The sequence below is a fragment of the Paenibacillus sp. FSL L8-0340 genome, assembly GCF_038593145.1.
In the GTDB taxonomy this organism is placed as follows: Bacteria; Bacillota; Bacilli; order Paenibacillales; family Paenibacillaceae; genus Paenibacillus_AQ.
In genome coordinates, this window is sequence record NZ_CP151967.1 from 5322672 (window position 1) to 5346258 (window position 23587).

Annotated in this window: 23 protein-coding genes and 1 pseudogene; 8 read left to right on the plus strand and 16 right to left on the minus strand. The window is 48.5% G+C overall.

Translation table 11 applies throughout. From position 1 onward, the window contains the following. Nucleotides 1-3: 3 nt before the first annotated feature. Entirely contained in the window at nucleotides 4-294 is a 291-nt protein-coding gene (locus tag NST07_RS24360) for a MazG nucleotide pyrophosphohydrolase domain-containing protein (RefSeq protein WP_341379274.1), read from the minus strand. A gap of 203 nt (nucleotides 295-497) precedes the next feature. On the opposite strand from NST07_RS24360, the gene NST07_RS24365 reads away from it, so the two are divergent. The 3 genes from NST07_RS24365 (at nucleotide 498) to NST07_RS24375 (ending at nucleotide 2813) form a co-directional block, all read left to right on the plus strand. Beyond that, nucleotides 498-704 (plus strand): hypothetical protein, encoded by a 207-nt coding sequence (locus tag NST07_RS24365; protein ID WP_341094973.1) that lies wholly within the window; start codon nucleotides 498-500, stop codon nucleotides 702-704. A 97-nt stretch (nucleotides 705-801) separates the two neighbouring features. Continuing rightward, nucleotides 802-1917 carry a C45 family peptidase gene (locus NST07_RS24370; RefSeq protein ID WP_341379276.1) on the plus strand — a complete coding sequence of 372 codons (1116 nt, stop codon included), beginning with the start codon at nucleotides 802-804 and terminating at the stop codon, nucleotides 1915-1917. 32 nt (nucleotides 1918-1949) lie between these two features. Then, nucleotides 1950-2813, plus strand: a complete 864-nt coding sequence (locus NST07_RS24375) for a GyrI-like domain-containing protein (RefSeq protein WP_341094976.1) — start codon at nucleotides 1950-1952, stop codon at nucleotides 2811-2813. On the opposite strand, the gene NST07_RS24380 is transcribed toward NST07_RS24375, so the two are convergent. From NST07_RS24380 to uxuA, 5 genes are all read right to left on the minus strand, one after another. Continuing rightward, nucleotides 2795-3805, minus strand: a complete 1011-nt coding sequence (locus NST07_RS24380) for a serine hydrolase (RefSeq protein WP_341094978.1) — start codon at nucleotides 3803-3805, stop codon at nucleotides 2795-2797. The two genes, NST07_RS24375 and NST07_RS24380, sit on opposite strands and share 19 nt — an antisense overlap. 26 nt (nucleotides 3806-3831) lie before the next feature. Beyond that, nucleotides 3832-4656, minus strand: coding sequence for a MerR family transcriptional regulator (locus tag NST07_RS24385; protein ID WP_341097741.1), 825 nt, complete (start codon nucleotides 4654-4656; stop codon nucleotides 3832-3834). A 291-nt stretch (nucleotides 4657-4947) separates the two neighbouring features. Then, a complete protein-coding gene (gene uxaC, locus NST07_RS24390) occupies nucleotides 4948-6351 on the minus strand; it encodes a glucuronate isomerase (RefSeq protein ID WP_341094980.1) in 1404 nt (467 codons plus the stop codon). Between the two features lie 18 nt (nucleotides 6352-6369). Further along, entirely contained in the window at nucleotides 6370-7977 is a 1608-nt protein-coding gene (locus NST07_RS24395; RefSeq protein ID WP_341379280.1) for a mannitol dehydrogenase family protein, read from the minus strand. Beyond that, entirely contained in the window at nucleotides 7978-9054 is a 1077-nt protein-coding gene (uxuA, locus tag NST07_RS24400) for a mannonate dehydratase (protein WP_341094983.1), read from the minus strand. A gap of 222 nt (nucleotides 9055-9276) precedes the next feature. On the opposite strand from uxuA, the gene NST07_RS24405 reads away from it, so the two are divergent. Next, nucleotides 9277-9927: a GntR family transcriptional regulator gene (locus NST07_RS24405; RefSeq protein ID WP_341094985.1), complete on the plus strand. Its 651-nt coding sequence runs from the start codon at nucleotides 9277-9279 to the stop codon at nucleotides 9925-9927. A gap of 249 nt (nucleotides 9928-10176) precedes the next feature. On the opposite strand, the gene NST07_RS24410 is transcribed toward NST07_RS24405, so the two are convergent. From NST07_RS24410 to NST07_RS24430, 5 genes are all read right to left on the minus strand, one after another. Beyond that, nucleotides 10177-10590, minus strand: coding sequence for a hypothetical protein (locus NST07_RS24410; RefSeq protein ID WP_341094986.1), 414 nt, complete (start codon nucleotides 10588-10590; stop codon nucleotides 10177-10179). Nucleotides 10591-10644: 54 nt separating this feature from the next. Continuing rightward, nucleotides 10645-11475, minus strand: coding sequence for a sugar phosphate isomerase/epimerase family protein (locus NST07_RS24415; RefSeq protein ID WP_342480304.1), 831 nt, complete (start codon nucleotides 11473-11475; stop codon nucleotides 10645-10647). Between the two features lie 69 nt (nucleotides 11476-11544). Further along, on the minus strand, nucleotides 11545-12864 hold the full coding sequence (locus NST07_RS24420; RefSeq protein ID WP_341094988.1) for an anaerobic C4-dicarboxylate transporter: 1320 nt from the start codon (nucleotides 12862-12864) through the stop codon (nucleotides 11545-11547). Nucleotides 12865-12994: 130 nt separating this feature from the next. Beyond that, the gene (locus NST07_RS24425; protein WP_341379282.1) at nucleotides 12995-13861 is read right to left on the minus strand and encodes a fructoselysine 6-kinase; all 867 of its coding nucleotides are present in this window, start codon (nucleotides 13859-13861) and stop codon (nucleotides 12995-12997) included. 39 nt (nucleotides 13862-13900) lie between these two features. Beyond that, on the minus strand, nucleotides 13901-14875 hold the full coding sequence (locus NST07_RS24430) for an SIS domain-containing protein (RefSeq protein ID WP_342480305.1): 975 nt from the start codon (nucleotides 14873-14875) through the stop codon (nucleotides 13901-13903). Between the two features lie 363 nt (nucleotides 14876-15238). Between NST07_RS24430 and NST07_RS24435 the strand changes: the two genes are divergently transcribed. Then, nucleotides 15239-15949: a GntR family transcriptional regulator gene (locus NST07_RS24435; protein WP_341094993.1), complete on the plus strand. Its 711-nt coding sequence runs from the start codon at nucleotides 15239-15241 to the stop codon at nucleotides 15947-15949. Between the two features lie 180 nt (nucleotides 15950-16129). Here the strand turns inward: NST07_RS24435 and NST07_RS24440 are convergent, their stop codons facing one another. The 3 genes from NST07_RS24440 to NST07_RS24450 all read right to left on the minus strand — a co-directional run bounded on the left by NST07_RS24440 (nucleotide 16130) and on the right by NST07_RS24450 (nucleotide 19259). Then, nucleotides 16130-17209, minus strand: coding sequence for an LCP family protein (locus NST07_RS24440; RefSeq protein ID WP_341094994.1), 1080 nt, complete (start codon nucleotides 17207-17209; stop codon nucleotides 16130-16132). 227 nt (nucleotides 17210-17436) lie between these two features. Next, nucleotides 17437-18456, minus strand: coding sequence for a Gfo/Idh/MocA family oxidoreductase (locus tag NST07_RS24445; RefSeq protein ID WP_341094995.1), 1020 nt, complete (start codon nucleotides 18454-18456; stop codon nucleotides 17437-17439). Between the two features lie 29 nt (nucleotides 18457-18485). Further along, nucleotides 18486-19259 (minus strand): sugar phosphate isomerase/epimerase, encoded by a 774-nt coding sequence (locus tag NST07_RS24450; protein WP_341094997.1) that lies wholly within the window; start codon nucleotides 19257-19259, stop codon nucleotides 18486-18488. 139 nt (nucleotides 19260-19398) lie between these two features. Here NST07_RS24450 and NST07_RS24455 point away from each other — a divergent pair, with 139 nt between their 5' ends. Continuing rightward, nucleotides 19399-20184, plus strand: a complete 786-nt coding sequence (locus tag NST07_RS24455) for an AraC family transcriptional regulator (RefSeq protein ID WP_341094999.1) — start codon at nucleotides 19399-19401, stop codon at nucleotides 20182-20184. Nucleotides 20185-20249: 65 nt separating this feature from the next. Here the strand turns inward: NST07_RS24455 and NST07_RS24460 are convergent, their stop codons facing one another. Next, entirely contained in the window at nucleotides 20250-21005 is a 756-nt protein-coding gene (locus NST07_RS24460) for a YheC/YheD family protein (protein ID WP_341095000.1), read from the minus strand. Nucleotides 21006-21213: 208 nt separating this feature from the next. Here NST07_RS24460 and NST07_RS24465 point away from each other — a divergent pair, with 208 nt between their 5' ends. Together NST07_RS24465 and NST07_RS24470 are read left to right on the plus strand one after the other, a co-directional pair. Further along, a complete protein-coding gene (locus NST07_RS24465) occupies nucleotides 21214-22029 on the plus strand; it encodes a DUF6492 family protein (protein WP_341095002.1) in 816 nt (271 codons plus the stop codon). Nucleotides 22030-22043: 14 nt separating this feature from the next. Continuing rightward, nucleotides 22044-23372: a sugar phosphate nucleotidyltransferase gene (locus NST07_RS24470; protein ID WP_341095004.1), complete on the plus strand. Its 1329-nt coding sequence runs from the start codon at nucleotides 22044-22046 to the stop codon at nucleotides 23370-23372. A 58-nt stretch (nucleotides 23373-23430) separates the two neighbouring features. Here NST07_RS24470 and NST07_RS24475 read toward each other — a convergent pair. Further along, nucleotides 23431-23544: pseudogene (locus NST07_RS24475) on the minus strand (DNA alkylation repair protein); the annotation flags it as partial. Nucleotides 23545-23587: the final 43 nt, after the last annotated feature.

Consider the following 23587-nt stretch of genomic DNA (forward strand, 5'->3'; position numbering starts at 1 on the left):
TCTTTATTCCCAGTTTCTGTTGTCATTGATTTCCTTCTTCCGATTGAAGGCGTCCTCCAGATTAATGTCCAGTTTGTTAGCTAAATCAAAGATGTTCCACACCACATCATACATCTCATAACCAAGATTCTCTTTCTTCTCGGCATCGGGATGAAAGGATACGGACAGTACCTCTTGCGACAACTCACCAACCTCAGTCATCAAGTACAACATCCGCTGCTCAATGGTACTCCTGTCAAAACCTTTCATTTCACTGAATTCTCTCACATACTGTTGGAACTCCGCTGTGTTCATTCCCCTGCTCCTCACCTTTGTTCAAATAATAACCTTCAATTATTCCTCAAATATAATATATACCATTTATCCCGCAGAACAAAAGTTTGCAACAAGCAACAAGGACATGACAATGCTAGCGGCTGATAGGTGATTTTTGGCATTAGACAACCTAAAATAAGCATATTTAGTTACATAAACCCTGAAGAGACGGTGATCAATCCATGACCCATAACCAAGAATTCAAAGTCTATATCATAACCTCCGGCGATATCCTGCGCTTCTTTGTCATCGAAATTATCCTCGGGACTGTAACCTATTCTATAGCGTTGAAGCTTTTCCACAATGTACTCTTGGCAAGTGCCGGAGGATGGGCTGGTACGGAAGGAATCAAGCGGCTGAACACTTTACGGAAGTTCCTGTACCGCTAAGAGCAAGCTGAAACAATATCATGCAAAAAACCTAAAACAGCAGAAAATATCAAAATCAATTATTTCCTTTCTTGTAAAGTAAAACAGGAAAGGTAAGGTGACTATTTTGAAAAAAACCACAGCGTATTATAAAACCTTTGAAGGAGACAGTTATCAAATTGGCGTATGGCTTGGTAAATGGGCGTTGTCCAAACCGGAAATGCTCAAAGCTATGTTGCTCCCTCCAAAAGTGTACCCTCAAAAGAAATTACAGGAAATCACTGAACTACTGGATCAATATTGCAGCGGTATTAATGAAGAAATACAAGGATTCGCAGATACCGTTGGTATTGAACGCGGCCAAGCATTGTTTTATGCGATGACCTATTTAGAACGCGGATGCAGCTTGTTTGCGGCAATGCCTGCCAAAACTCAGGACGGACATACTATCCTTGCGAGAAATTATGAGTTCTCCGATGTGATGGAGGAGCTTTGCTTTGCCTATACTCAACCAGCTGGTAAATACAAGCATCTCGGCTCTATGATTAACCTGTTTGGCCGCGGTGATGGGATGAATGAATGTGGCCTTGCCGTTGCCCAAGCCTCCTGCGGAATGCCTGTAGGTAATTTTGAGGGCGGAAAGAAGGCGGAAGTAAGCGGACTGCAGTTCTGGGCTGTCATTCGCGGAATTTTGGAAAATTGCCAAAACGTTAAGGAAGCAATTAATTATTGCATGGAGGTTCCCATCGGGTATAATATGAATTTGATGCTTGCCGATAAAAGTGGTGAAATCGCCTTGTTTGAATGCATTGATGGACACAAAGCGAATAAGTTGCTGGATGGCCAAACAGAGGAAACTTTTTTAAGTGCTACCAATCACGCAGTACTCACTGAGCTAAAGTCCTTTGAGAAAGTGATCCTAGAAAATTCCATGATTAGAAACGACCTTATTGTCGACTTTAGCCACGCAAGGGAAAAATTCACGAAAACAGATATAAAACAATTGCTATCTTCGCCCTATCCAAATGGGTTATGCTGCCACTACTACGGAGACTTTTTCGGCACACTGCGTTCTATGATTTTTGATGTAACAGCAGGACAGGTGGAAATGACCTTTGGTTCCCCACAGCAGAATGATTGGCAGTTGTTTACTTTCGCTTTACAGAAGGATATGGAATTTTCCGTACAGCTTCCTTACGAACAGACACCAAAAAGCTTTTATAATATTTTATAATATGAGAAAGAGAGGCTGCTATGGACTATAGGGTGCAACTGGAAAAAGCATTGATATTTATTGAAAACAATCTAAATAACACTATCTCCGTTACCGACGTTGCTAAAGCAGCCTCCTATTCGTATTATCATTTCCATCGTTTTTTTCAAGCAATGATGGGAGAAACCGTAGGAAGTTATATACGCTCCAGAAGACTGACACAGGCCGCTAAGGAATTGCTGTATACTAATAAAAGAATTTTAGATATTGCGGTTTCTTTGCAGTTTGAATCCCATGAAGCTTTCAGCCGGGCCTTTAAATCCCAGTATCATTTGACACCGAATCAATACCGCAAAAACCGTGTAGAGACCATCCTTGGCAGCCGCAGGGAAATCACTAAACCTGAAATACAGCATCGGTGTAATTCTATTACGCTGCGGCCGCAAATTGTCGATGTTGAACCCAAACAGCTCGTTGGCATACGATTTCAAACTAGTGTTGCAAACAATCAAAGCGTTAGTAAGTGGGAATATTTCCAGTCCCGGGTTCATGAAATCCCTCATGCGCTTCCTGATTCCTGCCGTTATGGCATCTTTGAGTCTGCACAGGGCTGTACATTTACTTCGTTCAGTGAGCAGAGCCAAACAAGCGAATTTATCGGAATAGAAGTAAATGATACAAGCCTTGCTCCAGATAAAATGTGTTATAAAAAATTTCCCGGAGGAAAATACGCTCGATTCACACACACTGGAAAGACACACTCATTATTTCAAAGCTATCAGTATATCTGGGGAACTTGGCTGTCTGCAAGTGATGTAGAACTGGCTGCCAGGGATGATTTCGAATGCTATTCTGAACGGTTTCTAGGCACGGATAACCCCGAATCTCAGATTGATATTTATTTTCCGATTAAATAATGAATCAGTGTCCATCTATCCCGGGGATTCATCATGAATTCTGATGCGATGGCTACGACCAGATCTTTTTCTGGAATACAGCAAATGACATTGCCGCCATCTCCCATAGCTAAGTATGCGGAAACTCCATCCTCTTGGCGTAACCACCAAAGGTAGCCGTACTTATTAGGGTTCATTGCTGTGGATTCGCGGGTCCATGCACCCGAAACAACCTCATGTTCGTCCCAAATGCCACCGTTCAGATATAGGAGACCAAAACGTGCCATATCACGGGGATTTAGCGTAAGTCCCCATCCTCCTGTGGAGTTGCCGTTCGGATCTGTAACCCACCCCTTCACATTTTCCCCGAATAGATCCTCAAAGCCGAACGATTTCATTTCATAATCCGGAATTTCTTTCATCCCGACGGGTTTAAATAAACGTTCATTGGCAAACTCACGGGCACTTTTCCCTGTGCTGCGGGTGAGGATGGCGGAAAGCAGATGCGCTCCTGCGGTGGAATACTTAAAGGTTCCAATACTACCTTGTTGGCCGAGCAGATCCAAAGTGTATTTTACCCAGTCAGACTGCATGCACAGCTTGTCGAGCGGTTCTTGCCAGTCCTCAAATGAATAGGGAGCCGTCATCGTGAGAAGATGGCGTATGCTGACTTCTTGTTTCTGCTTATCAGCACCTTGAGCATATTCAGGGAAAAAATCGAGCACCTTCTGGTCTACATTGCGAATATATCCTGCATCTATGGCAATACCAACGAGGGCAGATATGACACTTTTCGTTACAGAGGCAACATGGTGCGTATCCTCCGGGCCATAGCCATTATAATAGCTTTCATAAGCCATGTATCCGTTTCTCACAACAACAATACCGTTTATATTGCTGTACTCCGATTTAATGATTGGATCAAGCGCTGTAAGCTTCTCAGAATCCTTCCTCAAGGTTGCCGGGTCTGGGGCTTGCAGCCATTCTGAAGTGGGCCAGTAGTTTCTTTGCATGATAGACACCTCTCTACAAGACGTTTTTAAATTTTCTTTACAGGAAAATATATCTCGGTAACGTGATCCTCAGGACCAGTGCCTTGATAAGGGTCGGTTACATAAATTTCATAGGGTGATTTCACCATTACATAGCCCTCATTCTCTATCCATTCCCTCAGCTTGGCATAGACCGAAGTCAATTCTGAATACGCTCCCTTTAAAACAGACTTTGCACAAAGGCCTCCAGGCAGATTACGCGTTCCGTTTACCGTTTCTTTTACCGGGATGGCAAACTCGATATCATTACCGGCCGGATTGTATTCAGCGCTGTGATAAATTGTCATGGGTGTACCCAGCGAGGTAAGTTTTTCAATCGCAAGCTTCTCATATAACCTGCTAAAATACTTTCCGTATCCAAAAGCATAGTCATCCCTGCTCATCATCTGACGCATATAAAGCATATTCATTGGCCGGGTTTCAACAAGCTGCACTTCGATATCGTCCATATAGGACATAATCGGCAGGCCCTTCTCTACATTTAGAAGATCATTGCTAATTTGTTGCAGGGTTTGTTCAAAAGCTTTCAGCTTGTCCTGTATTTCTCGTTTCTTACGATCCAGGGCAGAACGAAGCTTCTCATCGGATTGATCTTCTTCCCAGTCCAGAAGAGCTTTGATTTCTTCCAGAGAAAAATGATAGGATTTCAAACGGTTGATAAAGAGCATCTTTTTAAGCTGCCTGATAGAGTAATACCTATAGCCATTTTCCGGATTAATCCCATCAGGTTTAATTAATCCCATTTCATCATAATATCGGAGCGTTTTTGTAGATACTTCGCATATCTTCGAGAAGTCTCCAATCGACAGCAAGCCGTTCCCTCCATTCCTTGTATTTGTATCCACTATGCACCTTCCCCTAAGGGCAAAGTCAACTACAAAAATAGTAAAGGTGCAGAGACCGGAATTAACGGCTTCTGCACCTTGTCAGTTTGAAATATTGCTTGTACCAGAGGTACATGCCGGGGCTGTCTCCCTGAATCCGCAGGAATTTGCACATCATGTGAAATGCAACCTTTTGGCTACTGGGAAATTGTCTCCCTTCCCAGTCCTACCGTGAGTCCAGCCGCTGAAAGTCCTTCGACAGTAAAATTATTATCCTGTTCAGCTTAATTGAAAATAGCGGTTGGCATTATGGTAGCAAATATCCTGAACGATGCCTCCAAGGAATGCAAGATCCCGCGGGGCCTCCCCGCTGGTCACCCAGCCGCCGATATGGTTGCACAGAATCCGGCGGAAATACTCATGACGTGTATAGGACAGGAAAGACCTCGAGTCTGTCAACATCCCTACAAAGCAGCTGAGCAGCCCCAGATTGGATAAGGAAGTGATTTGCTTGATCATTCCGTCCTTCTGGTCGTTGTACCACCAGCCGGAGCCGAATTGAATCTTCCCTTTGACTCCTTCGCCTTGGAAAGACCCCGCCATCGCAGCCAGCACATCATTCTGCACTGCATTCAAATTGTAGAGAATGGTCCGGGGAAGCTCGCCGGTCCGGTCCAGCCCGTCGAGCAGCTTGTATAAGTTGTCCGCGTAGCTGCCGTCACCGATGATGTCGAAGCCCGTGTCCGGACCAAGCTCCCGGAACATGCGTGTATTCGGATTGCGGATCGCACCGATATGCAGCTGCATCGCCCAGTCGTGGGCGGCATATTTGCGGCCCATGGCTAAGAACAACGCTGTTGCGTACTGATCGCATTCCAGTCTGCTCAAGGTCTCGCCGCTCAGCCGCTTGCTGAAGATCGTCTCCAGTACAGATGGCGGCGCCTCAGCAAAAGGAAGGTTTGAGAAGCCATGGTCAGAGATCATACAGCCCTGCTGGTCAAAGTATTCAATTCGCTCCAGCAGCGCGCATTCCATCAGTTCATAGGAAGTGATGGCATACCCTACGGTCTGCTCCAGGTTTGCTACATAACCCGGAAAGGACTCCGCTTCAATCAGCAGTGCCTTATCCGGTCGGAAGGTCGGCGTCACCCCGGTCTTGAACTCTTTGTCTCCGGCAATCTGCTTATGATACCGCAGATCATCCACCGGATCATCCGTCGTGCAGATCCATTTCACCCTGGAACGGGTAATCAGCCCCCGGGCCGTGAAGCCATCCTGGGCAATCAAGGTGTTGCAGTGGTCATAGATCTTCCGCCAGTTGTCCTGACTCAGCTGCTCCTCTACGCCAAAGTAAGCCTTCAGCTCCAGCGCCGACCAATGGTACAGCGGGTTGCCGACAGTATAGGGAAGCACCTCGCTCCACTTGGCAAACTTTTCTTCATCAGAGGCATTGCCGGTAATATATCTCTCTTCGATCCCGAATGTTCTCAATGCACGCCATTTATAGTGGTCTCCACCCAGCCAGACCTCGGCAATATTCTTGAAGCGTTTATTGCCGGCAATGGCTTTCGGGTCCAGATGGCAGTGATAGTCGATAATAGGCAGAGCTTCCGCATACTCATGATAGAGTATCCGGGCCTCCTCTGACTGCAACAGAAAATCCTCATGAATAAAAGGCTTCATCCTTATGCTCCTTAACCCTTATTTCAGGTATTTCTCCAATGTGCTCCGCACAGCTCCCGGGCCGGCCAGCATTTCAAGGAACATACCCTCAATCTTCTCCCCAAGGCCGATGTCATACAGCCGGACACCAAAGAGCTGCTCGTCTTCAAGAATTGGCCGCACATTTGCCGCTTTGGCTCCGAGTAAAATTCCCTGCAAATGTCCTTGCAGCGTCTCGAGCAGCGGGTCCGGACTCAATGTGAAAGGATTGCCTTCATCATCTACTCCAAGCAGATAGCGGCACCAGACGGCAATCGCCAGCGGGATGGCTGTGAGCTGCGCCGGATTAAGATCCTCCCGGCGGATATATGATTTAATGGTTTCTCCAAACCGTATGCCTACCTTCTGCGAGGTGTCGGTCGCGATCCGCTGCGGGGTATCAGGGATAAACGGATTGGCGAAACGTTCAGTCAATACTTCGTCCAGGAACTGCTTTGGACTGAGAATCCCCGGATCTACTACGACCGGCAATCCCTCTTTGTAGCCGATGATTTCCACGAATTTACGCAGCGTATCGTCCTTCATCTCATCGGCGATCAGGGTGTAGCCAAGCAGACAGCCGGATACGGCAAGCGCAGTATGCAGCGGGTTGAGGCAGGTTGTTACCTTCATCGTCTCCACGTTGTTGACTGTATCGCGGTCGGTAAAGATAATCCCTGCTTCCTCCAGCGCCGGACGGCCATTCGTGAACTTGTCTTCAATCACCAGATATTCGCTGATCTCCGCGTTTACGAATGGGGCTGTATAGGTATTCTTGGAAGTGACGATGACCTCCATATCGCCGATTCCCTGTTCCAGCAGCGCCGCCTGGACCGTTTCGGACGGGCGCGGCGTAATTTTGTCGATCATGGACAGCGGGAAGGCGATTAACCGCTCGTCCTCCAGATAAGTCACAAATCCTTCTTCGACAAGTCCCTTGCCGGCCCACTCTTTGGCAATGGTCACGACACCGTTCTTCAGCTTATCGCCATTGTGGGAGCAGTTGTCCATGCTGACAAAGGTCATCGGATATTGGCCCTTCAGGTAGCGGCGGTAGGCCAGGGAAGCCACAATGCTCATCGCATGCACCGGCTGGTCCGGCCCGCCTGCGATATCCTTTTCCACGATGCCGAGATACTGTCCGTTCGGGCCTGTCAGTGAGTATCCCTTCTCCGTAATGGTGAAGCTGGCCATCTGCAGGCTGGGATTCTCGAATACCTCAGTCAGACGGCGGTAATCCGCTTCACGGTTCTTGTCGGCTGCGATTCCCTCAACAATGCTGCTGACGATCTTTTTCTGGAAATCACCGTGTGCGTTCATCAGCACGAGCAGTGTCAGATTGTCGTACGGCTTGTAGACCTTATCGATCATCTCAAAATCGAACGTTTCCGCCGCGATGATCCCGGTGTCCGCCTTGCCGCTGTCCAGCAGCTTCTGGTGGGCGTTCGCCACGAATCCGCGGAAGATGTTGCCTGCACCGAAATGAATCCATTCCGGTTTCACCTGTGTATTCTTCGCCACTTGATCAAAGTCAAAGCGCGGAAGCTCTACACCCGCAGCCTTCCAGGCTGCTTCATCAGAGATACTGCTTCGGTTTAAACGCAGCATTTAGTTCGCCCCCTTGGCATTGTCAAGACTGTCCCATACGCCAAGGAGATACATGATGCCCATGGCTCTGTCATATAGGCCGTAACCCGGACGGCAGTTTTTCTCTTCGCCCCATAGATGCCGCCCATGGTCCGGACGCACATAACCGGTATATCCATTCTCGTGATAGGCTTTGACGACTTCAGCCACATCCACACTGCCATCACGCCCGCGGTGCGACACCTCTATAAAGTCACCGTTCTCAAACACCTTCACGTTGCGGATATGGGCAAAATGAATACGGTCATGGAACTCGCGGATCATCGCCGGCAGGTCGTTCGCCGGATTCGTACCCAGTGATCCTGTGCAGAAGGTGAGACCGTTGTATGGACTGTCCACCAAATCCAGGAACCTGCGGATCATTTCCCGGTTGCGGATAATGCGCGGCAGGCCAAAGATCGGCCAGGCCGGATCGTCGGGATGGATCGCCATCTTGATGTCCACTTCCTCGCATACCGGAATAATGCGTTCCAGGAAGTATTTGAGGTTCTCGAACAGTTTATCTTCCGTCACATCTGCATAGGCTGCGAACAGCTCATCAAGTTTTGCCAGCCGCTCCGGCTCCCAGCCCGGCATTGTGAATTGTCCGGCGCCTTTCAGAATCCGGTCCACCATCTCACGCGGATTATCGGTAATGGCAGCCTTTTCATAAAAGAGGGCATTGGAGCCGTCCGGCAATTTCTTGTACAGCTCCGTACGGGTCCAGTCGAATACAGGCATGAAATTATAGCAGATGACTTTTACGCCCACTTTGGACAATTTACGGATCGTGTCGATATAAATATCGATATATTTATCACGGGACGGCAGGCCGATTTTGATATCATCATGAACGTTGACACTCTCCACCACAGCAGTGCTGAAGCCCTTGGCGGTGATTTGATCCGCCACTTCCTGGATCCGTTCCATTTCCCATACTTCACCGGCTACTTTATCGTGCAAAGACCAGACGATACCCATAACCCCCGGAATCTGCCGGATATGGTCAAGCGTAATGTTGTCATTGCCTTCACCATACCATCTCCACGTCATGTTCATTGATAGAACCTCCTATAATTGTCATCGTCGTAAGTCGATCTTGTATACAAGATTTTCTTGATCATAGAACAAGAACACCCCGTTGTCAATACAATAAACTGCTTAGTTTTCACAAGCGTAAACGCTAAATTCGCCTCTTCATTTTGATAAACATTTTTATTACTGTCAAACATCATGTATACTAGTCATATTCGTCAATACATATGGAAAGCAGGAAGATAAATGTCGATCAAAGTTGAAATTATGAATACACTGAAGCACGAAATCCTCACCTTGGCCTTGAAGCCAGGCACGATTCTGAGCGAAACCGCACTTTCCGAACGCTTTCAGATTTCGCGGACACCGCTGCGTGATGTGCTGAAACAGCTGGCCCTGGAATCCTATACCGATATCTATCCGAAAAAAGGGAATATCGTATCCTATATTGATCTTGAATCTGTTGAACAAATCACGTATCTGCGCAGCACACTGGAAAAAGAGATCCTTAAGGATCTGTCTTCACAGCTTTTGCTGACCGGCGTGCACGAGCTTAAGGGAATCCTGGAGACACAGAAGGAGGCCATCGGGCACAGCGACATCGATTCCTTCCTCAACCTGGATGACGCGTTTCACCGGGCCTTGTACCGGCTTGCGGGGCGTGAGTTTTTGTGGAATCTGATTCAGCAGTCCAATGTGCACTACCTCCGGTACCGTAGGCTGCACATGCTGAAGACCGAAAAGCTGGAGGGAATCTGGAAAGAGCATCAATCTCTGCTGGAGCTTATGGTGCATAAGGAAACCGGAAAGATCGGTCCGCTGATCCACCACCATCTTCGTGAAGACATTCATTCGCTGGATTTTCAGGAGAATTTCTCGGACTATCTCAAAAAATAGGCGGCCAAGCGGAGGGGGGCATATCACTCTCCTCCATCCGTTGAGCGGTTCGCTGTGTGCCTTCCCCCCTCTATCACTGCTTGCTGTGCATAGAATCGTGCTTTGCCGCTGGATAACAAAAAATACAGGGCTACTGGCGAAAGGTTCTTTCCTTTCCAGCAGTAGCCCTGCAAACAATATTCATTCCAAATTAAACATTTTTCGTGAGCTTGGGCATTGGAGCCTCCGCCAGATCAGCCGTCTTCGCGCTTACAGCTGCAGTATTTTACGCGCTCTTTCCTTTACACTAGCCAGCTCGGATTCGGACATTTCGCAATATTTGCTGTTTGCTTCCGTTGTATTGGCATGCTGTACATACGCAAGCTTGGTGTCTTTTTGGACAATCGTATAGAACCAGGTGTCTTTCGAAACATTGTAGACCTTACCGATTTCCATCTCGATCAGATCAATATCGAACTGGTCCTCCTTCCGGTCCGCCACCAGGAGTATGGCTTTTCCGTTCACCAGAATGAACTGTTCGTCCGTCTCGAGGTGGACCTCCAGACGGTGAATGCCGTCGATGTCGTTATCCGGTTTCCAGTTCTTGATGCACACAAGCCATTCATCGTTTTTATAGACACATTGGATACCTGTCCCGTCATAAGCATAAATGTCAGCTTTCATCTTGCATCCCTCTTTCGCAGCTATTGCAGCTGATTATAGTTTCATTTCTTTCGTTCATCCCAAGCGTTTCTCAAACCAAGCCAGCGAATCCCGCATCGCTTTCTCCGGGTCCAGCACATATCTCCGATCCAGCAGCTCAAGACCAAGATATCCCTTGTAGCCGCTTTCGTTTAGCGCCTGCAGCGCTTCTTCCAGCGGCAGATTACCTTCGCCGGGAACCAGATGCCCCCCGGGGCTGCCGTCTACAAAATGCACGTACGTCAGGTTATCCCCAAGTTCTCTGATAAAATCATGAATCGAATCTTTTCCTGTAACCGCCATGACATCCGTGTCCGCCAGCCCTTTTAAATTCGAACTTCCCACCTCATTAATCATTCTGGAGATGTGCTCGGCGCTGTTAAACACATGGGTAGAGTAAGAGGTAAACGCTTCCACGGGTAAGTAAACTCCCTCTTTTTCCGCCGTCCTGCAAATCTCGCCAAGCGATTCCCTGCACCATTTCCACGTTTCCGTCTCATCCACATCCAGATAGGCCAGTCCCGTAGTCACCAGCATCTGGCTACACTCCAGAAAAGAAGCCATTTCAATGTGCCGGCAGAAGAATTCCACGCTTTTCTTGCGGTACTCCGGGTCGGGGTGACTGATACTGATCGGATAGACGCTCTGTTCCGGAGTAAGGCAAATGACCTTTAACCCTCGTTCTTTCATTTTCCGCTTCAGGTTCTGTACATCCTGTGGAGAGTAATAATCCAGGTGAAAGTGGGGGCCCGACGCCCACAGTTCAATGTGTTCGATACCGATCCGGGTAACCGAATCCAGAAAATAATCCAAGGAATATCGTTTGTAATGAAAGTTAGCTGCAGCGACTTGCTTGAGCTGTATCATAGGAACCCGATTCCTCCTTTGTTATACCTGGCAGAATCCATACTTGTACATCTATGATTCTTAACACACCTAGATTAGAGTGTTTCCCAGTAATGTGGCGGTGACTACAGATACGACAATGTTGATCATCCCTGGCAGCATGAAGCTATGATTCAGCACGTATTTGCCGATTTTGGTGGTTCCCGCTGTATCAAACGATATGGCCGCGAGGCATTGGGCGGACACCGGCAAAAAGAAGTTGGCATTCACAGCCATCCACGCACCAACGATGATGTGGGCCGGCAGATCAAGGGCAATGGCAATCGGGATCATGATTAACGTTGTAGCACCCTGACTCGTTGTTAAAGCGGCAACGATAAACATGATCACAGCAAGCATCCAGGGCTGACTGTTTACAATCGTAGCCACATGCTCTTGGATAAACGCCGTTTGCCCCCCGATAAAGGTACTGCTCATCCAGGCTAATCCGAAAGCGCAAACCATGGCAAGCGCCCCTGCCCGGAAGATGGTACCGTTAAGAATCGATTCAATCGCCGGACGGCAGATGATAATAATCAGCGAAGCACAGACCAGCATAATAATTTCAATGGTGTGGGCCATCGATAACACAGTCGTCACGCCGTCTACGGTCCATGATGGCCGTAACTCGGTGAACAGCCCCAGAATGACAATGGACAGAACGGCGAGCAGGAAGATCACCACCGAAGCTTTCGCACCCTTCGGTGACACCTTTTTCTCCGTTTGTTCTTCCGGGTCGCTTTCAACCAAACCCTCGGCGAGTCTGCGCAGATACTCCGGATCTTCTGCGAGTTCTTTCCCTTTACGCAACGTGAGCAGCGCACTAGTAATGACCCCCAGCAGGGTAGCTGGAATCGCGATGGACAAAATTGTACCCAGACTTACGCCAAGCGGAGCCATAAGTCCAAGCATAGCTGCGGTCGCCGCCGACACCGGCGAACAAGTAATCGCTTGCTGGGAAGCAATGATGCTGTTTGAAATAGGCCGCTCCGGCCGGATTCCGCTGTCGATGGATAGCTTGTTGATAATAGGCAGCAGACTGTACACAACATGCCCCGTTCCCGACAGGAAGGTGAAGAGCCAGCAAATAACCGGAGCGACAATCGTTACATTCTTCGGAGATTTATGCAGCATTTTTTCCGCGACCTTGACGAGAAAATTCAATCCGCTCGAAGACTGGAGGGCGGAGGCAGCCAGGACAACTGCCAGAATGATTAGCATAACATCAACGGGAGGTGACGCAGGCTGGACGTGAAAAATGAATACGAATATCGCAACGCCGACTCCGCCAAGCAGGCCCATGAATACGTCGCCGACCCTGGCGCCAAAGAAAATGAGTAAAAAGATGATCAAGAGTTCAAACCAAAACATAAAAAGTCCCCTTTTTTGTTTATACTGGCTTCACCGATCCACTGGACCTTCGTTAAGGCTCATCCGACTTTTCTGAATACGCTTACATTATTGATAGTAAAGAGAGGAGGCCCCTCCCCTCATATACTGTTTATACCAATGGGGTGCCGAATCCGAAAGCACCGTTGATCCGGCATATTTGAGCTGCGAACTCCGCTCCCTTACCCATACTGGTCTTGATTTTACGGAGCATTTCACTCTCCTGGTCAAATTCGATCCTGCCCTCTGAACTCCGGATCATCTCCACGAGAAAAGCAGTGATATAAGAATCTCCCGCTCCCATCGTGTCCACCGCTTCCGTTGAATCCGCCGGTTGATAAATCCATTGATCACCGAAAAGGGTGTACGATCCGTTTTCACCTACTGTCCCAACCACAATTTTCGATCCGAGCCGCTGTGCCTTCCGCATCTCTCTCTCCCGCTCTTCTGCCGTCAAATGGCTGCATGAAAGAAAGGATATATCCACATACCGGCAGACCTGTTCCAGATAGTCGTCGTTCCAGCGAACCGAGAAGTCATACGAAATAGGAATGCCGGTTTCCCGAAGAACTGTCAGATCCTGTTCAATGTAACTGTTCAAGCTCGTATGGATCACGGCAAATTGTTTGATGTAATTCAGATCAGTTTCGGTAAATTTCCATGCGTTTTCCTTGGCGATCCCGCCCTTATTCGATCCCAGAAACAGGCGTTCACCGTCTTCAAGGGTAACGCGCGCATAGCCGTTCTCACCCTCATATTCGCGGCAATGGCTGCGGTCAATGGTCAGCTCGTCCAACACCTGCCCGATATACCGGGCGACTTCATCGCTGCCGAATTTGCCTAAATAAGCGGACTCCATTTTGCACATGGTAGCGTATACACTGAAGTTCAAGGCGTTTCCACCAGGGTACATGATGCCCTGGTGGATGTACTTATCTACTACATTGTCGCCAATTCCGATTACTTTATATTGTTTCATATGAATATCCCCTCTGAAGGCTGCTGAAATGAGTACGGATTAATATTCAACCTTCCACATGTATCTGCGTGTGGTAAGCGGATGTTTTCTTTCCACCGCCAAAGCTTGATTATAGATGGGGTACACGTTGTTAAACAAGGAGTGATTGAAATAGTCAACGACCGAGCTATCGATGGTGGACAGTCCAAGATCCTTCGCGTCCAGCACTTCCACCCGCTTAGCGTACCGGTTAAGGAAATCCAGCGCTCTCTCGTCAAGTGCCCGGGTACTACCTTCCGATACCTGAAGGACGAACGGAATTTCGGCGTCCGTAATCTCAAACGGTCCATGGAAGTATTCACCGGAATGGATGCTCGCGGAGTTGATCCACTGCATTTCCATAAAGATACAGATGCTTTCCATATATGCCGCACCATACCCCGCTCCACTGGCCATCGTATAGATGACGGAATCGTCTTTGTGGTTTTTGGCAAACGTCAGGGCTCGATTCTTTACATGCTTGGTTGCCTGTTTTACAATCCGGTCGATTCTTGAAACGCCATCGAGGAATTTCTCGTAATTCGGGTACCCTTCCGTCTGTTTCAGAATTTCCACTGCGGTCATAAGCGCTTGGATCGTTTTTTCACCAGCGATATCTTTATTCTCTCCAAAGCTATACTTGACCACGTAATCCGCAAATTCCGTAATAGGAGAATCTTCGATCCAGGTGAGTGCGATAACCGGCACGCCCGCTTTTTTACCCAGTTCCGCAGCTTTTACCGTTTCCGGCGTGTTGCCTTTATGGGAGGCTACGACCAGGACCGCATTTGCACCGAATGCCTTAGGCGTGTTATGCACGAACTCATTACTGTTGTATAGGCCTACTTTAATGTCCTTAGCTTCCTTCTCAAGAAATGTCTTTGCTGGGTAGAACGCTCCGTAAGAACCGCCGCAAGCAACATAATAGACCTGCTTGATGCCGCCGCCCTCTTTTTTATCCGCTATAATCTGCTCGATAATTTGTTTCATATCCATTCTCCCTCTCCCTTGTATGATACATATTATGATTTTCCATTCCACGCCGGCTTTTGTATGGGAATGTTATGGACAAATAATAGCACAAAGCAATACATGATACAAGAGAGGGCTTTCATTTTTTATAAAATTTCTTATTTGAGCTCATTACAAGGTGTTTACAGTAACATTAGGAGAGCAGAGTAATGTAAACTGTTAACAAATTGTCTATATTGTTATACTATAGAAGTATGTGGTCAATACAATGCAATACATTTCGTTGGACAGATGTCCGATAATCCGGACGTAATATGGATAGACCTCATCTATTCCTTGCCACAGAGCCCGTTTTATAATCGATTTTTGAACCTGGAGGTATAACAAATGCTTGACCCTTCCGAATCATCTCCACTGTACAAACAGCTGCAGGAGAATATATTGGATTCTATCCAAAACGGCACACTGAAACCGGGGGACAAACTCCCTACAGAGCTGGAATTAAGCGAAACGAATCAGGTAAGCCGTGTCACAGTACGGGCCGCTCTGGATTCACTCACCTCGGGTGGTTATCTGGTGCGGATTCCGGGTAAAGGCACGTTCATTACTAAAGACAAGATTCAAAAAAATGTCGCCGAAACGATCGGGTTCAGCGATACGTGCAAGCTGCAGAACAAAACACCCGGCGCGAAAGTCATCAAGTGCGTAATTGAAGAAGCCACCTTATCGGATCAAGAGCATCTGGGGCTGAACCCGGGGGACAAAGTCATCAACATTGAACGCATCCGTTATGCCGACAACGTTCCAATCTCCGTGGAGTATTCGCGGTTCCCCTCCTCCTATTCTTTTTTGCTGCAGGAAGATTTGAACGATAAATCGCTTTATGAAATTTTGAAGAGCAAATACAAAGTCTCCTTCGGGCATTCAAGAAAATATATCGTAATGGAGTACGCCTCCTTTGATGTGGCTACCTATTTGAATATTGAGGAAGGTTATCCGCTGCTTAGTATCACAAGCACAGTCTCCAGTCCGGACGGACAAAAAATCCATCGCTCCAAGCAGCTCATATTGGGGGACAAATTTGAGTTGATTGTCTGACTTGCCGGGATGATATCCATCCGCTGGATGTTCAGGGGAATTTCCGGAGGATCTGAAAAAGTAGTCCGCGTAACAGAGAAGGGCTGCCTCTCTCGCAAAACCTTTGCGATTGAGACAACCCTTCATTCGTTTCCTGTATGAAATAAAAACATAGAACAATTCTATGTAAAGTTGACTTGCCTAATCCGTAATTCCAAAATCATGAAGCAGCTGCTGCTTGTCGAGCGCAGGCAGACCCAGCGGTTCGCGAAATTTCTGCAGCTTCACCAGCAGATCCTCTTCTTTGGCATAGACATAAGGGCTCTTCCAGACCGAATCCAGTGTAATGAGCTCACTGGATGAAGGCTTCATGGATTTATAATTCAGAATCCAGTCACGGAGCTGAACTTTGTCGATATCGGTGCGGATATTCTCCCCCAGGATGTCGATGATATCCCCCAGCTGAGCAATCCCGTTCACGGAATCCAGCTTACCCAGAATCAGGTTCAGGACCTCCTGCTGCCGCTCGTTGCGGGATATATCTGAGGATTCTGCCGTTCCCCGGTTCGATTTGCGGTAACGGACGAAATCCAGCACTTCCTTGCCGCTTAAATGCTGCATCCCTTTAGTCAGATTAATGTTTGTTCCGTCCGCATTATCTACATAACGCATATTCATCGGCACATTGATATCCAGTCCGCCAAGCTCATCCACTATGCTGCTGAACGCCTCAAAATTAACCAGAATCATATGGTCAATGTCGATCTGCAGAATACTGCTGTAGAACTCCTTGGTCTTGCTTAAGTCCTCACCTTTGTTATGGGAGTAATAATAAGCGTAATAATAATTAGCCTTATGCGCGCCGATCTCACTGCTCGTGATCTTCATGTCACGGGGGATGGACAGGATGGACAGCTTTTTGCTCACAGGCTCATAGACCACCGGCATCAGCACATCCGTATTCAGCGTCCCTCCGCTGCCGCTCCGGTTGTCCACACCGGCGAGCAAGAACGTGAGCGGTTTATTCTCATCCACGGCATCCGCAGCATCAGCCTCGGCCGAAGCTCCAGGCATAGGCGATGTTGGACTTGCCGTTTCACTCGGAGTCGTTCCCGATGCCGAAATCCGGTCAAGTGCCCGTTCAGCCTTATAATACAAAGTTCCTGCATAAACAGCTCCAGCGATCAGACACGTACCCAGCACAACGGTCACGCTAAGCAGCGTTTTCCGGTTACGTGATTTGCTGCGCTGCGCTTTCCTTCTCTTGCTTCGCTCTTGCATTCCCTTCCTCCTGTTTACTCGCATTAGTATAAGGAATTATAGCATAGACCGGTGTTAATGCTCAAAAAATGGCAGAGAATAAGCTGACCGCTTGAGGCCTTTCACAAAATACTCTTTACAGGCAAGTTGCTGATTAAATAGCCTAGCGGCCAGACAAAAACCGCAGCCAAGCCGGCTGCGGTTTCCATCATTTGTAACCTGAACTATTTGCTTATGTGTGAAAATAATTACAGCTTGACCATTTGCCCCGTGTTCTGGGATTCGAATGCAGCCAAAATGACTTTCAGAGATTTCAGTCCTTCTTCCCCAGAGATCGCCGGAGGTGTATCCGTTACGATGGACTTCACGAAATCATCAATGACACCACTCGGCACCTGTTTTTCATTGGTCGCCATAGCACCCACTTTGTAGGTCTCGACCGTACCATTCGTAAGCTCCACGATCACTTCGTCGCCCGCTACAGTCCCAATCTTCATCACACCATGCTCGCACCATAATACGGTACTGTTGTCTCCGCCTCTGTATTGTGTCCAGCTGGCAACCAGTGTTCCAATGGCGCCGCTCTTCATCCGCAGGATGCAGGCTGCGTTATCATCGACTTCCGTGCCTTCTTTATGCAGAGTGCCGATAAAACTGGCTATTTCGGATACTTCGTCGTTCAGCAAATAACGGATAAAATCGGATTTGTGTACGCCCAGGTCGCCCATCGCACCCATGATTGCTTCTTCTTTGCGGAAAAACCAGCTGTTTGCACCGTCTACACTCCAGCCCTCCGGTCCCGGGTGCCCAAAGGACGTGCGGAATGTAAGCACTCTGCCCAGTTTGCCGGAGTCGAGAATTTCTTTAGCCTTCACATGAGGCGGCATCAGCCGCTGATTATGTCCAACCATCAGGTACACTCCGTTTTTACGGGCAGCTTCGATCATCTGCTCACCTTCTTCAGCGGAACATGCCATGGGTTTTTCCACCAGAACATGTTTGCCGGCATTGGCCGCCGCAATAGCCATTGAAGCATGCAGATAGTTCGGCGTACATACGCTGACCGCATCCACTTCTTCATTAGCCAGTAATTCCTCATAGCTGGCATAACCTTTGCCGCCATAGGTTTCGGCCATTTTCTCGGCGCGCTCCATGATAGGATCTGCAAAAGCAACCAGTTCTACGTGTTCACTCGCTGCATACTCTGGGATATGTCTGCGCCCGGCGATGGCGCCGCAGCCGAATACAGCAACTTTGATTTTTTTCATATTAAGTAGCTCCTTTAAGCAATAGATTATTATTGGTTTAAATAGTTTTGTTTAAGCCAGTTATAGCTGTTCGATATACTTTCAAGCGGCGGGTTCTGACAGACATCCTGCTCCACGATCAGCCATTGCACCCCCGCTTTCGCTGAGGCCTCAATAACCGCAGGCAGATTAACGGAACCCTGTCCCAATTCAAGCGTTATCATCTGACCCTGCTCGTCTGTGCTGAAATCCTTCAGATGGAGAAGCGGCAGACGTCCGGCATATTTGTGGATATACTCGATCGGATGCTGTCCAGCGAATTGAACCCAGCACACATCCATTTCCACTTGAACCGCAGCCGGTGTGGTTTGCATAAACATGCCATCAAATGCGTTATGTTCTCCGGCCTGTCCTATAAATTCAAAATCATGGTTGTGATAACCAAAAATCAATCCCTGCTTACTGACTTCAGTTCCTATTTCCTGCAGCTCGGAGAACAATTTGCTCCACTCCTCACTGCTTTGAGGACGATCCTCGGGCATTAGAAAAGGACAGATCATATACGCTGCACCGATAGCTTTGAGGTAATCAATCTCTTTTTGCAGATCCTTACGCATGGCTTCCAGCGAAACATGACTGCTGAATCCTTGGAGACCCAGCTCATCAAGCAGCGACTTCATTTGTTCAGCGGGAATATCTCCATACCCGGCAAATTCAACGCCTTGATAACCAAGCTCCGCCACCTTCCGGAGTGTTCCTTCGAAATCCAAAGCGGTTAGATCACGGAGCGTGTACAGCTGTAACCCGATATTGATCTTGTTCATGATAACAAACACCTCTGTCTACTTAAAATTTTATTGTTCTCTCTGGTATCATTCTAGTGGAATACAGACTAAAATGAACATATACAATATCGACAGAACATGAACTATTTGCTCTGAATTCGTTGGGAGGGTCATATTCATGGACACGTCTCTGCTCATCTGCGATCACTCATATCACTATAAGCCGTTTAACCACAATCTGAAGGGCGGATTACAGAATTACCTGTTCCGGCTGCAAACCGAAGGCTCCTGTGAAGTGACCTCACACGGCCAAGAGTACACTCTGAGCGGCGGTGATCTGCTGCTGCTCCGGCCAGGCGACGATTACCAGCTGACGGTGAAGGAACCGGAACATAAGGGACGCCTGTCCAGCGGAGATTATTATCTGTTCTGCGAAGGCCCCTGGATTGACGCCTGGTGGAAACGGAGGAACCGTCCGGTGGCTAACCGGATTGGCCTGGATGACAAGCTGATTGGCTTATGGCGCAACCTTCTGCTGGAGAAACGGCGCGGTTCGCTTGAAGAGGATGCCGAGCTGAAGGATGTGCTGCTGCGCAGCCTCTGCCTGTATATTGACAGAGCGATTACCGAAAATGTACAGGCGGACCGGAAGGGTACGGCAACCCTGAAGCTCAAGCGGTTTATTGAAGAGCATGCCACGGTCACCTTTAAGCTTGAGGAAGCTGCCAGCTATGCCGGTCTTAGCCTGTCGCGGGCAGTAAGGCTGTTTAAGGAGCATTACGGCAAAACCATGATTCAATATGCGATTGAGATCCGGCTCAAAGCTGCTGTAGAGCAGATCAAATACAGTGAATTGACGCTGGAGCATATTGCCGAAACTTGCGGTTTCGCCAGCTACTCTTATTTTCACCGCGTGTTCCGGGCTCACTTCGGCGTCTCTCCGTTAGAATACCGCTTGAAATGACACCAAAGAGGCTCAGTTGTCACTGAGCCTCTGCTAACGACAGCGATACTCCTCATGCGAAAGCTTTATTTCCCCATATAAAAACGCCGGTATCTCATTACTTTTTTATACATGGATTTATCCTTAAGCTGATTAAAGATATAGGGATCGGGATTCATGTTCACTTCAATAATCCATGGCGTCAGCGACCGGTCCAAACCGACATCTACGCCAATTTGCCGAATCCGGGGGTAGGTTTTCTGCATATGAGCCGCCATGCGGGTACCCAGTCTATTTAATTCCTCTGTCAGCTGCGCAAGCCTGCGCTCCGAAAGATGGGTCGAGAGCAATTTCTCAATCGCCATGGGTTTGCCGCCGCTGTGGTAATTCGTCACTATTTTGCCCGGATGCCCGAGCCGTCCGATAATCCCGGTAGCTTCCCATACGCCCTTGGGGCTTAACTGTACCATCACCCGGATATCAAAGCGCCGCCGGTTATGCTTCAGCAGGTGAATCCCTTTTTGAATCAAATAACTCCTGCCGCCAGTCTTCTTCGCCAGACTTTTGTGAAAGGCCGCAAAGCTGTCGAAATGACGGACGGTTTCTTCATACTGGTAAGTAAAGCCCTGCCGTTCCCCCCGCTCCGCGCGAATGACCCCGTTGCCATAGGTTCCCCGTTCCGGCTTGACATAGATCATTCCATAGCTGTGGATCATCTGCTCCAGATTACGTTTGCTGAACTTCCGGGTGTCCGGAATAAAGGGCCTGATCGAAGCGTTGCGCAGCAGCAATTTGGTCTTGAGCCATTTGCTCTGCGGTAAGTTAGCATGTTTTGCCTTCACTCATGCACTCTCCTGTCTGAGAAGGGATGAATCCCCTCCCTGATTTACATAGTCACTGCATCCTATGCAGAAGAGGCCCCCGCTGAATTAAGCATCTATCCCGTATAGGTTAGATTATCTTTACGGTGATCTATGCCCGGTCATGAAGTGAATTCTCGGCATACATTAGTGCAGACGCTCATGTCAATTTGTGCACGGAGATGAACCTATGTCAGCAACCTCAGCAGGCTTAAGTGTTAGCGGTCCCGCGATAGATGTCCTTATTCCGGCGATTGAAAAGGACCTGGCGACCCTCCCTCATGTGATCGACAGTCTTCGCCGTTATGTCAGCCACCCCATCAGCAATATCTATATTGTCTCACCGGACAGCAGCAAGATCAGAAATCTGTGCTCACGCAAAAACTGTATCTTTGTCAATGAAACCACCGTTCTGCCGTTTACTAAAAAAGACATCCGTTATTCCTCCTCCCGCTGGAACCGTTCCGGCTGGCTGTATCAGCAGCTGCTTAAAATGAACGGTGATCATATCTGCCGGGAAAGTCATTTTCTGGTCATTGATGCCGATACGGTGCTGATTCGTTCCCACCGGTTCCGTACCGGAGGAAAGAGTATCTTTTATTGCCGCAACTGGAGCCAGCCGGAATATTTCCGCACCTACCGGAAGCTGCTGGGAACTGCCGCCCCTTCACCCAAATCCTTTGTCACCCATTACATGCTGTTTGAGAAAGCAAAACTGGCCGGACTAAAAAGAAAAATCGAAGCCCGGCACGGGATGTCATGGCATGCCGCCATTATCCGAAGTATCGACAAGAAGAAACAGTTCGGCTTTTCCGAATTTGAAACCTATGCCAATTATGTCTACAGCGGAAACAGCGCCGCTGTGATATTGAAAAATGCCAACAATAAGTCGCTGAAGACCTCAGCCGCTTCTCTGGGAAAAGCGCAGATTCGGAAGTATGCCCGTACGTACCGTTCGCTTTCCTTCCATCAGCGTAAAGGATATTCCACTCCCCCCAAGCATTAAGGAGGCAGACAGCCGTGCATACCATTCTTTTATGCGGCGGTTCCGGACAGCGGCTGTGGCCGCTGTCCGGACGGATCCGTTCCAAAATGTTTCTAGAGCTGCTTCCTGCACCGGGCGGAGGCACAGAGTCCATGCTTGGACGGGTATGCCGCCAGCTCAATCAATGTGGACTGGGTGAATCGGCGTTGTTCGTGACGCATAAGGATCAAAAGGCTCTGACCCGGCGGTATACCGGAAACGGATACCCGGTAATTGGGGAGCCTTATAAGCGCGGTACTTTCACTGCCGCCGCGCTTGGGGCACTCTACTTGCACTCCACCGGAAAAGCTAAACCCGAAGATACCCTCTGCGTGGCTCCGGCAGATATGTTTGCGGATGACGCGTTCTTCCGTTTATTTCATCAGTTCACGGATACATTGGCTGCCTCACAGGCAGACCTTGTTCTGCTTGGGACAAGGCCCACCCATCCCTCGGACCAGTACGGCTACATTGTCCCGGGAAAGGGGACGATTTCAGCCTATTCGCCCGTCCTTTCTTTTGAAGAAAAGCCGGTCATCTCCAGAGCCCGGGAGCTGGTACGGGAACATGCGTTATGGAACTGTGGAGTTTTTGCTTTTTCTCTGCGCTTTATGCTGTCGCATCTGGAACAAATGGGGCTGCCTATTGACCTCGCCGCATTTACAGACTTGTACCCCGGATTTCCAGTCCGCAGCTTTGACAAGGAAGTAGCTGAGCGCAGCAGCAAAGCCGTCGTGCTGCCGCATGAAGGCGAGTGGCGTGATCTGGGAAGCTGGGAAACACTGACTGCCCAGCTGAATCATCCCGTGATTGGTGCAGGGGGAATTTGGGGAGAGTCGGGTCATACCCACATTGTCAATGAATTGAACATTCCGCTGCATGTGATCGGCGTACCCGGCATAGTTGCCGTAGGAAGTCCCGAGGGCATTCTGATTGCCGGCAAAGCAGAAGCAAATGCCATTAAAGAAATCCTCCAAGACGTTTCCGCTGCACCGAGGTATGGGGAAACTGAATGGGGGAGCTTTACCGTGCTGGACGAGGCAACCAGCGGTTCGGGGCTTGTGCTTACAATTAAATTGTCCCTGCTGCCGGATCATGCCCTGCCTGAAATGCCCTGTCTTCATTCCAGCAAGAGCTGGATGATAGTGTCCGGTCATGGAGAAGTCGTTCTGAACGGATCGGTTGCTGCGGCCCGCACAGGTGAGATATTTACAATGGTTCGGGGAGATCGGCATGGAATCAGGGCTTTCACCGCCATGAAACTGATTGAGATACGGACTCTCGAAGAAGAGAATGATGATGACGATAGAATCTACGACTCGTAATCAGGGATGAAAGGGTTAGAAAGCGCTGACGCATTTTGAGGAGATCATCCGTTTCGATGAAATCATCCAATGAATTCTTTTCAAAGTATGCTATCGTTGCCTCGGGCAGTTTGATATAGCACATTGAAACTGCCCAGGCGACGGCCATTTTCACATAATACCCGCCATGCTTGTATAACCGGATTACATATCAGCTTGACAGAGTCCAATAGTCA